The organism is Marinimicrobium koreense (assembly GCF_003762925.1).
GTDB lineage: Bacteria > Pseudomonadota > Gammaproteobacteria > Pseudomonadales > Cellvibrionaceae > Marinimicrobium > Marinimicrobium koreense.
The window spans coordinates 213,269-227,586 of sequence record NZ_RJUK01000001.1; the positions used below are offsets into that span (position 1 = coordinate 213,269).

General features: G+C 59.5%; 13 protein-coding genes. 10 read left to right on the forward strand and 3 right to left on the reverse strand.

Annotated features, from left to right (window positions below; translation table 11 throughout):
* The first annotated feature begins 14 nt into the window (after nucleotides 1–14).
* From EDC38_RS00970 to hrpA, 10 genes are all read left to right on the forward strand, one after another.
* Nucleotides 15–335: a YbaB/EbfC family nucleoid-associated protein gene (locus EDC38_RS00970; RefSeq protein ID WP_123636941.1), complete on the forward strand. Its 321-nt coding sequence runs from the start codon at nucleotides 15–17 to the stop codon at nucleotides 333–335.
* 9 nt (nucleotides 336–344) lie between these two features.
* Nucleotides 345–947, forward strand: a complete 603-nt coding sequence (gene recR / locus EDC38_RS00975; RefSeq protein WP_123636942.1) for a recombination mediator RecR — start codon at nucleotides 345–347, stop codon at nucleotides 945–947.
* The gene (gene rnd / locus EDC38_RS00980) at nucleotides 944–2,110 is read left to right on the forward strand and encodes a ribonuclease D (RefSeq protein WP_123636943.1); all 1,167 of its coding nucleotides are present in this window, start codon (nucleotides 944–946) and stop codon (nucleotides 2,108–2,110) included. The genes recR and rnd overlap by 4 nt, the downstream gene beginning before the upstream one ends.
* Complete coding sequence (locus tag EDC38_RS00985; protein WP_024459650.1) at nucleotides 2,107–2,400, forward strand: YcgL domain-containing protein; 294 nt, start codon at nucleotides 2,107–2,109, stop codon at nucleotides 2,398–2,400. The genes rnd and EDC38_RS00985 overlap by 4 nt, the downstream gene beginning before the upstream one ends.
* A 3-nt stretch (nucleotides 2,401–2,403) precedes the next feature.
* Nucleotides 2,404–2,844, forward strand: coding sequence for a YcgN family cysteine cluster protein (locus EDC38_RS00990; protein WP_123636944.1), 441 nt, complete (start codon nucleotides 2,404–2,406; stop codon nucleotides 2,842–2,844).
* 59 nt (nucleotides 2,845–2,903) lie between these two features.
* Nucleotides 2,904–3,248 carry a hypothetical protein gene (locus tag EDC38_RS00995; RefSeq protein WP_123636945.1) on the forward strand — a complete coding sequence of 115 codons (345 nt, stop codon included), beginning with the start codon at nucleotides 2,904–2,906 and terminating at the stop codon, nucleotides 3,246–3,248.
* A gap of 104 nt (nucleotides 3,249–3,352) precedes the next feature.
* Nucleotides 3,353–4,024, forward strand: coding sequence for a YEATS-associated helix-containing protein (locus tag EDC38_RS01000; RefSeq protein WP_123636946.1), 672 nt, complete (start codon nucleotides 3,353–3,355; stop codon nucleotides 4,022–4,024).
* 2 nt (nucleotides 4,025–4,026) lie between these two features.
* The gene (locus tag EDC38_RS01005; RefSeq protein WP_123636947.1) at nucleotides 4,027–6,105 is read left to right on the forward strand and encodes a VWA domain-containing protein; all 2,079 of its coding nucleotides are present in this window, start codon (nucleotides 4,027–4,029) and stop codon (nucleotides 6,103–6,105) included.
* A gap of 152 nt (nucleotides 6,106–6,257) precedes the next feature.
* A complete protein-coding gene (locus EDC38_RS01010) occupies nucleotides 6,258–6,725 on the forward strand; it encodes a Dps family protein (RefSeq protein WP_123636948.1) in 468 nt (155 codons plus the stop codon).
* 470 nt (nucleotides 6,726–7,195) lie between these two features.
* Nucleotides 7,196–11,137 (forward strand): ATP-dependent RNA helicase HrpA, encoded by a 3,942-nt coding sequence (gene hrpA / locus EDC38_RS01015; RefSeq protein WP_123636949.1) that lies wholly within the window; start codon nucleotides 7,196–7,198, stop codon nucleotides 11,135–11,137.
* Nucleotides 11,138–11,200: 63 nt separating this feature from the next.
* Here the strand turns inward: hrpA and EDC38_RS01020 are convergent, their stop codons facing one another.
* The 3 genes from EDC38_RS01020 to EDC38_RS01030 are packed head-to-tail and all read right to left on the reverse strand — an operon-like array spanning nucleotide 11,201 to nucleotide 13,975.
* Entirely contained in the window at nucleotides 11,201–11,650 is a 450-nt protein-coding gene (locus tag EDC38_RS01020; RefSeq protein ID WP_211331024.1) for a response regulator, read from the reverse strand.
* Nucleotides 11,622–13,184: a sensor histidine kinase gene (locus tag EDC38_RS16385; RefSeq protein WP_123636951.1), complete on the reverse strand. Its 1,563-nt coding sequence runs from the start codon at nucleotides 13,182–13,184 to the stop codon at nucleotides 11,622–11,624. The genes EDC38_RS01020 and EDC38_RS16385 overlap by 29 nt, the downstream gene beginning before the upstream one ends.
* 14 nt (nucleotides 13,185–13,198) lie before the next feature.
* Complete coding sequence (locus EDC38_RS01030) at nucleotides 13,199–13,975, reverse strand: substrate-binding periplasmic protein (RefSeq protein ID WP_170162825.1); 777 nt, start codon at nucleotides 13,973–13,975, stop codon at nucleotides 13,199–13,201.
* Nucleotides 13,976–14,318 lie beyond the last annotated feature (343 nt).

A 14,318-nucleotide genomic window follows, 5' to 3' on the forward strand; every position in this document is an offset into this window, starting at 1 on the left:
TGATGAGGTGAGTTATGAAAGGTTTGGGCGATTTGATGAAGCAGGCCCAGGAAATGCAGGCCAACATGCAGAAGATGCAGGAGGAGTTGGCCCAGGCGGAAGTCACCGGGCAGTCCGGCGCGGGTCTGGTCTCAGTGGTGATGACCGGGCGCCACGACGTGCGCACCGTCAACATCGATGACAGCCTCATGAGCGAAGACAAAGAAGTCCTTGAGGACCTGATTGCCGCGGCGGTGAACGATGCGGTACGTAAAGTGGAAGCCAACAGTAAGGAAAAAATGGCTAACATGACCTCCGGCATGGGCATTCCGCCCGACTTCAAAATGCCGTTTTAAGAGGCGACTATGGCATCGGTATTCAGTCCACTGATTGACGAGCTGATCTCCTCGCTGCGCTGTCTGCCGGGGGTTGGCCCCAAATCGGCCCAGCGTATGGTGCTGCACCTGCTGGAGCACAATCGCGACGGCGCGGCGCGTCTGGCGCGCAGCCTGGAGCAGGCTATTGATGGCGTAGGGCGCTGCCAGCGGTGCCGCACTTTAACCGAACAGCCAGTCTGCGGTATCTGTGAGAATCCGCGGCGGGACGGCTCGGTCCTGTGCGTGGTGGAGACACCGGCGGATGTGGTGGCCATCGAGCAGGCCGGTGGCTACCAGGGTAAGTACTTTGTGCTCCTCGGCCGCCTGTCGCCGATCGACGGTATCGGGCCTGAAGACATTGGCATCGATCAGTTGGTCAATCAGTTGAAAACCGGTGCGGTCAGCGAAGTCATCCTCGCGACCAACCCGACCATGGAGGGGGAGACCACAGCCTTCTACATCAGTGAGCGGGCCAAGGATCTTGGCGTCACCGTATCCCGAATTGCCCACGGGGTGCCGCTGGGGGGCGAGCTAGAGTTCGTCGACGGCGGCACGCTAGCCCACGCATTTTCCAGTCGAAAGGCCTTATGACGACCATACCCACAGAGCCCATCTGGATTGACCAGGACGCCGAACTGGCTGAGCTGTGCGAGCGGTGGAGCCAGCAGGGCGCCATTGCGGTGGACACCGAGTTTATGCGCTCGGAGACCTTCTACCCGATCGCTGGCCTGCTGCAGATCGGCGATGGCCGCGGCTGTTACCTGATCGATCCGCTGGCCATTGAAAACCTGGAGCCGCTCAGAGACCTGTTTCAGAATCCGGCCGTGACCAAAGTGCTGCACGCCTGCTCAGAGGATCTGGAAGTGTTCCAACGCTGGTTGGGGGTGGTACCCGAGCCACTGTTTGATACCCAGATCGGCGCCGCCTTTGCCGGTTTCGGCTTTTCCCTGGGTTACGCGAATCTGATTCAACAGCTATTGGGCATCGAGATTCCCAAGGGAGAGACCCGTTCGGATTGGCTACAGAGACCCCTGTCGGTCCCTCAGAAAAAATACGCGGCGCTCGATGTGGCGCACATGCTGGTCATCTACGGCAAATTGTTGCAGCGCCTGAGAGAGCAGGGGCGCCTGGATTGGGCGCGAGCGGACAGCGCTGATCTGGTGGCGAACGCCAAGAGCACGCCAGACTTCAATGACTACTACCGCAAGGTTGGGTCGGCCTGGAAGTTGCGCCCGCGGGAGCTCGCCGTGCTGCGCCGGCTCAGTGCCTGGCGTGAGCGGGAGGCGCGAGAGCGCGATCGACCGCGCAACCGGCTGATCAAGGAAAATGGCCTGTGGGAACTGGCTCGCCGTCAACCCACTGACCTGGCCCAGTTGCGCACGCTCAAGGAGGTGCCCGCCCACACCCAGAAAGAGGAGGGGGAGGCGCTGATGGCGGAGATTCGCCTCGCGTTGGAAGAGCCGGAGTCGGGCTGGCCAGAACGATTGGACCCGCCTCTGGGTAAGGCCGAGGCGCCCTTGATGAAAGCGCTCAAACGCTACGTCCGTGAACTGGCGGAAGTCCAGGATTTACCGCCGGAACTGCTGGTGCGCAAACGTGAATACGAGGCGATTGTCCGCTCCGGTCTCAACGGCGGATCCTTCGAGTTGCCCGAGCGGCTGCAGGGTTGGCGCCATGAGCTTCTGGGGCAGGGTCTGCTCGAGACGGCGGAAGCGCACCGGGCGGATGTCGCGCCGCAACAGGAGCCTTCATGAAACAGTTGGTTGAGATCTTTCGCAGCCCGAAAGAAGAGGGTATGTACCTCTACGTCAAACGCGAAGAGGGGCTTGAGCGGGTTCCGGAAGACCTGCTCCGGCGGTTCGGCAAACCGCAATCGGCCATGGTGCTGGCGCTGACCCCGGAACGTAAATTGGCGCGTACCACCGCCGAGCGTGTGTTGGCCTGCCTGGAAGAACCCGGTTATTACCTGCAGATGCCGCCCAGTCCCCACGCGGATGCGGAGGCGGCTCAGGTTCGCCTGCACAACTCCAAATTGGGGCATTGAGACTTGGCACAGCAGGCTTTCTGGGAGCGCAAATCGCTTGGAGAGATGACCGCCGAGGAGTGGGAGTCCCTCTGTGATGGCTGCGGTAAGTGTTGTCTGCACAAACTCGAGGACGAAGATACCGGGGAGATTCTCTACACCGATGTTGCCTGCCGTTATCTGGATTCGGCTACGGCCTGCTGCAGCGACTACCCCAACCGCCAACGCAATGTCCCCGACTGCACCGTGCTGCGCCCGAAGGACGTCTCCGATTTCCACTGGCTGCCCTCGACCTGCGCCTACCGGCTGCTGGCGGAGGGTATCCCGCTGCCGGATTGGCATCCGCTGATCTCCGGCGACCCCGCGTCGGTGCGCCGGGCCGGGGTGTCCGCTGCTGGACGTTTTGTTTCGGAATCCGACGTGCCGGAAGAGGAATGGGAGGAGCGAGCGGTGCTCTGGGTCTGACCCGGGGCCGCTTCGATAGTGATGAATACTCAAGAGCTGAACACAGGAGCCGACAACCTATGACAACGGGATACACCCTTGCCTGGATCGTGTATTTGGTAGGAGCCCTGGCGCTTCTGGTCACCGCTTGGCGGGTGACCCGGGGATTTCGGCGTGAGTGGCGACACCTGCTCCTGGTGTCGGCCGCCGCACTGTTGCTGACACCCGGTCCAATGTTGGTTGACGACGCCGTTTTCCTGGCTCCGGCGTTGTTTGTGCTGGTGCTCGACGGCCTGTTCGATACCCTGGACAGCGCCTCGCGGTCCGGACTGATCATGTTGGGCGTCTGGTTGGTGGCACTGGTCATATCGCTGATCTTCCAGTTGCTCGTGCGCCCCCGACCCGCCCAGCCCGAGGCGGACTGAGATTGCCGTCTGGGGCAAACCTGCTATAACTAAGAGTAATTAAACGCTCACACCGATTGCCTTCTTTGAGTATTGAGGGTTGGGCGTTTGCACAGGAGAACTTCATGGCAAATCACATTTTCATTCTGGCGGCGGTCATGAGTATTGCCGGCGTCTTCGGCGGGCTAATCAACTACTATCAACTGACCCAGGAGCGTGATGACGAGGCGGCGCTGCCGCGCTGTATTGTGCTGGGTATCGGCGCGGCGTTCCTGGTACCGGTGATTCTGTTCTTTGTTCAGAGTGACCTGATCACCCAGATCCAGGAAGACCCTTCGCGGTTGCTCATCTACACGGGCTTCTGTCTGATCGTGGCGATTGGCTCCCGCCTGGTACTGACCAGTACCCCAAAACGCATTCTGCGTGAGGCGCAGGTGGCCCGTAATCAGGTTGAGGCCATGCAGCACGAGCTGCGGGTCATGCAGGAGGAGTTGCTGCCGCTGCTGGATACCGAAACCGAGCAGGACACCGATGTCGATGACAACGCCGGCCCCCTGAATCCGAACGAAGAACTGGATATTGCCGCCAGTAAGGTTCTCAAGACGCTTGGCGTGGGGCGGCACATCTATCGCTCCATGGCGGGCTTGTGTCGCGAGGCCGGGGCGGACGAGACGACCATCCAGAAGTCACTGAACGTGCTGGTCAACCGACAGTTGGCGGGCAAACTCAATACCCGCAAAGGGGTGCGCTGGTACCTGACCGAAAAGGGCCGCCGCGCGCTGGACCTGCTGGTCTGACCATGAAAACCGGGTGCCGGGCGGCGCTGTTGATCCTGGGGCTGGTGCTACTGGTACCGCTGTCCGCCCAGGAACCGCAGACCGAGCAGGCCGATATCCGCCTGGTGGTGGATATCTCCGGCAGCATGAAGCGCACCGACCCGGACAATCTGCGCCGCCCGGCGCTCTCTCTGCTGGTGCGCCTGTTACCCCCGGGCGCTCGGGCGGGGGTGTGGACCTTTGGGCAGGAGGTCAACGCCCTGATTCCTCACCGGGAGGTTGATGATCGCTGGAAGACCGGAGCGCTGGAGCGCGTCGGTGAGATCAACTCGGTTGCCCTCTATACCCATATCGGGGCGGCGCTGGAAGGCGCGGCCTACGATCGAGCCGAGCGCTCGGAGGGCGCCGCCCCGCGCACCGACATCATCCTGTTGACCGACGGGGTGGTGGACGTCAGTCCGGACCCGCGAATCAGTGCCCGGGAGCAGCAGCGAGTGGTGAATGAGCTGGTCCCCCAGTTGCACTCTCTGGGGTACCGGATTCATACCATCGGCCTCTCGGATGAGACCGACGAGGCACTGTTGCGCGATATGGCTCGTGGTTCGGATGGTCTGTTCAGCAAAGCGCGCAACGCCGAACAGCTGATGGACAGCCTGCTGCAGATTTTTCAGCAGACGGTGCCCGCCGAGCGTCTGCCAATTACCGGTGGGCTGTTCCTGATCGATGACAGTATCCAGGAGTTTACCGCTCTGGTGCGCAAGGCGCCGGATCAGGACGCCACCGAGCTCACCTCACCCGATGGCCTTCGCTATCATGCCGCCTCCGAGCGCCCCGATCTGCACTGGTACGGCACCCCGGACTACGATCTGATCACGGTGACCGATCCATCCCCCGGTCGCTGGGAGATCAACGCGCAACTGCAACCGCACAGCCGGCTGACCATCATCAGTAACCTGCAACTGGTGGTAGAGCCCCTGGTCAACAACATCAATGTTGGCGAGCCGATTCCGGTCAATTTTTATCTGAAGGACCAGAGGGGCATTGTCAGTAACCCCGCACTGCTGGATCTTTTGACCTTGACGCTGGAGCTCAGCGGTACGGTCGAAAGTGAGTTGGCCCTGAAAACCTGGCAGGGGCCTCCTCCCGAAGACGGGCGTTATGAGTTGGTGCTGCCGGCACCCCGTCGCCCCGGGGATTATGAGCTGCGGCTGACACTCGATGGCAAGAGCTTTGAGCGGCTGTTCACGCACCGAATGACTGTGGCCTCCCAGTTTGATGTCAGCCTGACCAAGCGGCTTGACGGGGACAATGTGCACTGGGATCTGATGGTGGACGGCAAAGAGACCATCAACCCCGGGCAAACTGATGTGGTGGTTCACATCCGCCACTCGGGCGGGCACAGTGAAGTGCTTACCCTGAAGGCCGAAAGCCCCGGTATCTGGCGCCATACGTTGAGTCCCGAGGAGCGGGCCAACTACCGGATTTCATTGCAGGCCAGCGGTCAGACAGTGGACGGGCGAGCGTTTGAAGAGCATCTGCCGACCCAGTACTTTACCTACCCGGAAGAGGGGGATCCGCAGCCGGACCCGCTGGGCGATGCGATCGGTTCGCTGCGCGAAGAACTGGATGACAGTGTGGCCGCCGCCGAGCGCGCACGACAGGGACAGGACAGCGAGCCACCGCCCTCGACCCTGACGTTGGGGCAGCCCAGTGTGGTCGACACCGAACCCGCCGGCCCGGAAACCGCAACCGCCGAGCCGCGGGAGCCTACGCACCCGCTGCTGCTGGCCGGCAGCCTGGTGCTGGCCAACGGCCTGCTTCTGGTGCTCGCTTATTTTGGCTATCGCGCCATCATGGGTGGGCGCAAAACCCAGGTGTTGGATGACACCGACGATGAACCCGCGCCGTCTGACACCGGCGCACCTCCCCCCATGCAGCAACTCGAGTCGGAACTGGAGTCGCCCAGCGATTCACCCGACACACCCGCGCCGACGCAACCGCCGCCGCCCAAGCCGGCGTCAGCGGACGAGGAAGAGTCGCTTTTCCCTTTGGGTGACGATCAGCTGTTTGACGATAACAGTGATGACCCGAACGGCCGGTAAAATGTCGCATAGCGTGATGCTATCAATGTGATAAAAGTGTATTTGCGCCCCAGCCTTGAAAAGGCGCTGTTGCGCACGCATACATCCAATTAAGCTAATTCAATCGGGGCCCCGTCAGGTGGGGCCGCTATTCATCCATTGAGGAGAAGGTCATGGAAATCGATATTGGTATCAAACAGAGTGATCGTGAGCAGATTGCGGAAGGCTTGTCGCGGTTGCTGGCGGACAGTTATACCTTGTATCTGAAGACCCACAATTTCCACTGGAACGTCACCGGCCCGATGTTCCAGACACTGCACATCATGTTCGAGGAGCATTACACTGAGCTGGCCGAGGCGGTGGATGTGATCGCGGAGCGTATCCGTTCGATCGGTTTCCCGGCGCCGGGTACTTATAAGGAGTTTTCCGAGCTGAGCACCATCAAAGAGGAACCGGGTGTTCCGAGTGCGACAGATATGATTAAACGTTCCGTCGAAGGGCATGAAGCGGTGGTCCGCACCGCCCGCTCGCTGTTCCCGGTGGTAGAGTCAGCCAGCGACGAAGCCACCGCCGACCTCCTCACCCAGCGCATCCAACTCCACGAAAAAACCGCCTGGATGCTGCGTAGTCTTCTGGAGTAAAGGTTGAGTTGCATAAAGGTTTGGCAACTTCGTATTGGAATGCTGCGGGTGGGTATACCCTTGTGAGACACGCCGTGAATACATCCCTGTAGGCTCGTCACCCGCCGTCCAGGCGGGTGACGGTCTCACAAGGGTATACCCACCCTCCGCAAGTGCCGGCTTAAAGTTTCGGGAAATAGCGATTTGGTCTTCTCTCCAGATTGGAGTGGCAGAGGTTCTAGTTCCCGGAGCGTGATGCGACTACCGCGGAGGGAGGTAAGGTCACTTTGAGACCGTTACCCGCCTGGACGGCGGGTAATGAGCCCCCATGGATGGGTTTACGGCGTGTCTCAAAGTGACCTTACCTCCCGCAGCTGCTATTCCGGAGTGGAGCGCCAATCAAATTTGTCTCTTTAGCCGCTATGAATATGCCCCCTGCGATACCGGGGCCCTCTCTGCTATCATGCCGTGCTTAATCATCCGAGCTGGCTATGTCTGAATCCGAAACACCGACCCTCGACCAATTTCCCCAACGCCTCGACCTCAGCCGCGTACTGAGTCGGGACCGGTTTCCTCTGTCCAAAGGCTGGCAGGCCATCCAGGAGCGGCTCAAGGCCGGCCAACCGGTCGACAAAGACCAGAGCAAATGGCTGGAACACTGGCAGCGCTCCCAACAGCGGTTTGAGCAACGCGAACAACACCGGCCACAGACCATCGTCTATCCGGACCTGCCGATCAGCGACAAGCGGGACGAAATCGCCGAACTGATTCGCGATAATCAGGTAGTGGTGCTGGCCGGGGAAACCGGCTCCGGGAAAACCACCCAGCTCCCCAAAATCTGCCTCGAGCTGGGGCGGGGTGTCAGTGGCATGATTGGCCATACCCAGCCCCGGCGGGTGGCCGCGCACACCGTCGCCCAGCGTATTGCCGAGGAGCTTCAGTCGCCCCTGGGCGAGCTGGTGGGTTACCAGGTGCGGTTTTCCGACCAGACCAGTGAGCAGAGCCTGGTCAAGGTCATGACCGACGGGATACTGCTGGCGGAAATCCAGAACGATCGCTTTCTGTCCCGCTACGACACCCTGATTATCGACGAGGCCCACGAACGCAGTCTCAATATTGACTTCCTGCTCGGGTTTCTCAAACAGTTGCTGCCCAAGCGCCCGGATCTGAAGGTCATCATCACCTCCGCCACGATCGATCTGGAGCGGTTTTCCCAACACTTTGACGATGCCCCCATCATCGAAGTGTCCGGTCGTACCTATCCGGTGGATGTCTGGTATCGGCCGCCGTTGGACAGCGATAGCGAGGGGGACGACAGCTACCAGCCGATACTCGACGCCATTCACGAAATTGAAACCCACGAGCGCAGCGTCGGCAAGGGCGCCCGCGGTGGTGACATACTCGTGTTTCTCAGTGGTGAACGGGAAATTCGCGAGGCCGCGCGCAGTATTCGCCAAGCGGGTTTTCAGCACCTGGAGGTGCTGCCGTTCTACGCCCGCTTGAGCATGGCCGAACAGCAAAAGGTTTTTGCGCCGCACAAGGGGCGGCGGGTGGTGCTCGCCACCAACGTGGCGGAAACGTCAATCACCGTACCTGGCATCCGCTATGTGATCGATCCGGGTTTTGCCCGACTCAGTCGCTACAGTTACCGGACCAAAGTGCAGCGTCTGCCGGTCGAGCCGGTTTCCCAGGCCAGCGCCAATCAGCGCAAAGGGCGTTGTGGCCGGGTGGCGGAGGGTATCTGTATCCGCCTGTACAGCGAAGAGGACTTTCTGGCGCGTCCCGCGTTTACCGATGCGGAAATTCTGCGTACCAATCTCGCGGCGGTGATCCTGCAGATGCTGCAACTGCGCATGGGGGACATTCATCGGTTTCCGTTTATCGACCCACCGGACCGGCGTCTGATCAACGACGGTTTCAAACTGCTGGAAGAGTTGCAGGCGGTCAATGGTAAGGGTCGTCTGACCCCCACCGGTAAGCAGCTTACCCGCTTACCGCTGGACCCACGGCTATCGAGGATGCTGATGGCCGCCAGTGAGTTGGGGTGTGTGCGGGAGCTGTTGATCATTACCAGTGCCCTGTCAGTACAGGACCCACGGGAGCGACCGGCGGACAAACAGCAGGCGGCGGATCAGTCCCATCGTCGTTTCTGGCACGAGCAATCGGATTTTCTCGGCTTTGTGAACCTGTGGGACTATTTCGAACAGTTGCGCCAGGACCTGTCTCAGAATCAGATGCGCAAACAATGCAAGAAAGAGTTCCTGAACTACCTGCGTTGGCGCGAATGGCGGGACATTCATCATCAACTGAAAGTCAGCCTGCGCGAGCTCAAACTCAAGGAGAACAGCGAGCCGGCGGACTATGAGGTGGTACACCGAGCGTTGCTGACCGGCCTGTTGGGCAACCTGGGCTTCAATGTGGAGGATCGTGAATACCTCGGGGCACGCAATCGCAAATTCATGATTTTCCCGGGCTCGTCCCAGTTCAAGAAAACGCCCAAGTGGCTGGTGGCGGCTGAGCTGTTGGAAACCTCCCGACTATACGCCCACACGGTGGGCAAGATTGATCCCCAGTGGGCGTTGAGTGCGGCCAAACACCTAGTCAAGCGTCATTACTTTGAGCCTCACTACGACCCGAAGAGCGGACGGGTGAAGGCCTACGAGAAGGTGTCTCTGTACGGACTGGTGTTGGTCGAAAAGCAACGCGTCGATTTCACCGATATCGAACCGGCCACCTGTCGCGAGGTGTTTATTCGCTCCGCGCTGGTGGAGGGCCGTTACGCCAAGAAATCGGAACGGGGCGGGCCCGCAAAATTCTTTGCTCATAACCAGCGTCTGGTGGCTGAACTGGATGAGCTGGAGGCGAAAAGTCGGCGTCGGGACATTCTGGCCGATGACGAAGCCCTGTACCAGTTTTATGACGAGCGGATTCCCGACTCGGTGGTCAGTCGCGCCAGCTTTGACCAGTGGCGCAAAGCCATTGAGCAAGATCAGCCGCGACTGCTGTTTATTGAGCGTGAACAACTGATGCAGCGCGATGCCGGGGAGGTGACCGAAGCGCAGTTCCCTGATGCATTGACCTGGCGCGGCGTCAGCTTCCCGCTGAAGTATCAGTTCGAACCCGGTCACGAGGACGACGGGGTGAATCTGCAGGTGCCCGTCAGCCTATTGCATCAGGTGCCGGAAAAACGCCTCGAGTGGTTGGTGCCCGGTCTGCTGCGCGACAAGTGCATCAGCCTGATCAAGGGATTGCCTAAACAGTGGCGCAAACACTTTGTGCCGGTGCCGGATGTGGTGGATCGGGCCTTGGCCGGCATGCAGCCGGACAATACCTCGTTGACCGACGCACTGGCTCACCAACTCAAGCGCCAGACCCTGGTCGAGGTGCCGCCCGAGGCCTGGGACGACACACGCATTGACGATTTTTACCGGGTCAACATTCAGGTGCTGGACGAGCGCGGGCGCTGCATCGCCCGGGGTCGGGATCTGGCGGTGCTGCGCGAGCGCTATCGGGAGCAGGCCCAGGAGAAGATTCAATCGGCGGCGGTGGGAATCGAGCGCGACCAACTGACCCAATGGGATTGGGACACACTGCCGGAAGAGATGCAGCTCAAGCGCGGCGGCATCCAGCTACGCGCTTACCCGGCGCTGGTGGACAAACGCGATTCGGTGGCCATCGTGGTGCTGGATGAAGCGGCGGATGCCGCCTATCAGACCCAGCGAGGTCTGGCGCGGTTGATTCTGTTGGAGCTTTCCCAGACCCGAAAGTACCTGCACAAAGAGTTGCTTAAAAAAGAGGAGCTGGCTCTGTCGGTGGCGGAGATGGGCAAGCGCGATGCGGTCGTCGATGACCTGCTTCTGGCGGCCGTGGCGAACTGGTTACCACTGAACGAATTGCCCCGAACGGCACCGGCCTATGAGCGTTGCAAGCAGGCGGTGCGCGAAGGGTTGGTGATACAGGCGCAAGGTTTGGCGGACGTGCTCTCCACCAGTCTGCACTCGCTGGTAAAGATCAAAAAGCAGCTTAAGCAGCACCGCACTCAGTTGCCACTGGCGTTTACCTTGTCGGACATCCGCACCCAACTGGCCCACCTGTTTTACCCCGGTATGCTGTATCGCACTCCGGAGGACTGGCTTCGCCAGTACCCACGGTATATGCAGGCGCTGGAAATTCGGCTGGAAAAGGCGCCTCTGGACCCGAACAAGGATCGCCGCCTGGTGGATGAGCTGGCACCCTTCTGGGAGCGTCTGGAGCCTTTCTGGACCGATCGCGACGGTCAGGCCCTAGCGTTGAACGAGGCGCTTCAGGGGTACCGGTGGAGCCTGGAGGAATTCCGGGTGTCGCTCTTTGCCCAGACGCTGAAAACCCGCATGCCGGTCTCTGCCAAGCGCCTGGAAAAGCAGTGGCAGGAACTGGAAGCGGAGCGCACCTGATCCGGAGTGGAAAGGGCGCTCTCGACGCTGGCCGGGTCAGAGCTGGCCGGGTGAGAGGGTGACTCAGGGATTGCGGCGTCGTCCCGGCTGGGTGTTGGTGGACAACCAGTATTCGCTGACCTGCTGCAGCAGGTCGGCAAAACTTTCAAAATCAACGGGTTTGCACAGGTAGCTGTTGACACCCAACTGGTACCCTTGAAGGATATCTGATTGCTCGTCGGATGTGGTCAATATGACGACCGGTGTGTAGCGGTACTCCGGGGTAGAGCGGATCTGTCGAAGCACTTCAAAGCCGCTCACCCGGGGCAGGTCCAGGTCCAGAATCACCAGGCTGGGGGCCCGCTCGGTGGCGCGATCCGCATGCCGGCCCGTGGCGAAAAGAAACTCCAGGGCTTCTTCCCCGTTCCGGACCAGCTGGATGTCGTAGTGATGACCAATCTGGCCAAACCCGAACAGCGCGAGCTCGGCCTCGTCCGGGTCATCTTCAACTAATAGTATGGTGTCCCTGTTCACGGTCAGTGTTCCTTTCCCACAACGTGAAATAAAAGGTGGCTCCTTCACCCGGGCGGGACTCCGCCCAGATTCGTCCACCGTGTCGGGTGATGATACGCTGAACCGTGGCCAGTCCGATACCCACTCCCTCAAATTCTTCCGCCTTGTGGAGGCGACTGAAGGGCGCGAACAGCCGGTCGGCGTACTGCATGTCGAAACCATCGCCCCGGTCACTGACATAGTAAATGCGCTCGCCATCCTCCTCTCGAAAACCAAACGCGACGTGAGTCTCCGGGAGGTGACCGGAATATTTCCAAGCGTTGTCAATAAGATTACTTAGTAGCATATCGAACAGGTGGCTATCAACCGGGGCGCGTACGTCATCCTGAATTTGCGGGTGTACCTCACGTTCTGGCTCGCGTTCCTGGTACTGGTTGATCAGGTGATGCACCTTGGCAGATAAGTCAACAATCTCTACATTCAGCTCGCCCTGAGTCGCCCGGGACAGACGCAGGAAGCTGTCGATCATCTCGGACATTTCCCGGGTGCCCGCGGCAATCCGATCGAGGTAGTGTCGCCCCTGATCGTCCACCTGCTCTTGGTAGCGGTCATTGAGGATACGCCGAAAGCCCTCAATGCGTCGCAGTGGCGCTCTCAGGTCGTGGGAGACCGAGTAGCAGAAGCTGGCCAGCTCCGCATTGGCCGCTTCCAGCTCGGCGGTACGCTGGCGTACGCGTTGTTCCAGCACCGAGTTCAGGCGCTTGACTTCTTCTTCGGCCTGACGGCGAGCGACGATATCTTTGGCCAGAGCATTGTTGACTTCATGCATATGATCATAGGCCTGGCGCAGGTTTTTACTCAGCGTGTTGAAGGCGGTAACCACCTGGTCGAGCTCATCGGGTTCCGGTGGCGGGTGCCGGTTCAGCGCAAGAGGCGGCTGTTGTTGGCTGATCTCAAACCGACGGACTCGATCGGAAATGTGCACCAGATGCGAGGTGATCAGTCGGGCCACGATATAAAGAATGAACATCGACACCAGAAAGGTTTTCACGCCCTGGCTCAACAGAATGACCACGGCTTTCTGCTGCAGGCGGGCGTACACTTCACTCAGGGAGGCTTCTACCGTCAGCGTTCCGATCTGGCGGGGGCCGGAGGCCAGGATGTGGATCACCGGGTAGTGCCGGGTAATGACGTTTCTACTGTTCCCTTCGCCGCGGCTCAACGCCAGAGGATCAGCGACGTTGTCCGAGCTTTCCCGCACGGACACCGACTGGATATCCGGTAACTGATGGATTCCCTCAAGCTGCAGACGCAGCTGTTGGACGTCCAAGTTCCAGAGGCTGGCGCTGATGCTGCCGAGGTAGCTGCCCTCGATATCATCCAACCGGTTCTTGATAGTGCCCACGTCGCGGTGATAGTCGGTGTAGAGTTGTATCAGAGTGGCGACCAGAGTGATCAGTGAGCTGAACAGAATGATCTGTACCAACAGACGCTGCCCGATGCCCGAACGCTTCAGGTCTCGCAGGCTGGTAAGGCCGGGAATCCGTAAAACCATGGAGTGATAATCCGTTAAAAGTGATATAGATCGGTGATTTCTTCCAGACGGCCGGACTGCTTCAGAGTTTCAATGGCTGCATTCAGGGACGGCATCAACGCCAGTTGGGTGGATTGTCGTGAGCATTGGAACATCAGCGGAATGTCGGTCAGCTTCAGAGCCGGCGCCAGCATGTCCTCCAGGCCATTCTCGTTGGCCAGGAATTTGAGCGTGGGGATGGCGCCGGCGACGCCAGCGACCCGCTGACGGTCCAGCTTGCGCAGCGCGATCAGATAGTCGGTGTCGTACACCTTATTGATGGCCTCGTCCTGATCGAACTCGGGCGATATGGCGGAGCCACGCAGAAGTGAAATGGTAGTGCCCTGTAGATCGGCATAGTCATCAATGGGATTGTCTTTGTGAGACAGGATGCCCACGTCATGATCCGCCACCAGCTCGCCATGAATCACAATGGATTCGTCGCGAGGAACCAGGATGGTGCAGTCATGAGTCCCGGCCTCCAGCTCTCGATCGACGCGCGCGAAAGGCGTCAGCGTGGTCTCGATGGTCAATCCGGTCAGCTCTGACAGGGCGTCCACAATCGCTACGAAGGCCCCTTCCGGTTGGCCGGTTTCGGGGTTGATGGATGCCCAGGGGGCGACGTCAATGGTAATAAATTTCAGTGGGGGCTCGGTTGGTTCGTCCGATACGCTTTGGTCCGCAACCGATGGCAGTGCGATGAACAGCGCGAATCCGCTTAGAAGACAGGTAAAATGACGAAGGATTGTACGGAACAATGGCGTTTTTTTCACCGAAAACCTCATTTGCACGTTGTTTGTGGGCGGGTTTGTCTGAAAGTTGTCACTTCTTTCGGGTTTGAGTGCCGGCAACTCAGGGAACGTCATATTTTTGACTAATTATTGATCATTTTGGTGATTTTGTGGCCAAGCTTTTGGCCCAACCCGTCTGAATCCTAGCACAGCCGTTCAGGCTAAGCGGTGGTTTTGCTGACCAGCGACTGAAACGAACTCAAAAACCTTTGATTAAACAACCGGTTATCTTCATCTTCCTGATTTGTCAAAAATATCGACTTCAAAAAATAGCGCAAAGCGTACAGAAAGGGTCGCATTTTTGCACTGAGCTATTTGATGCCAC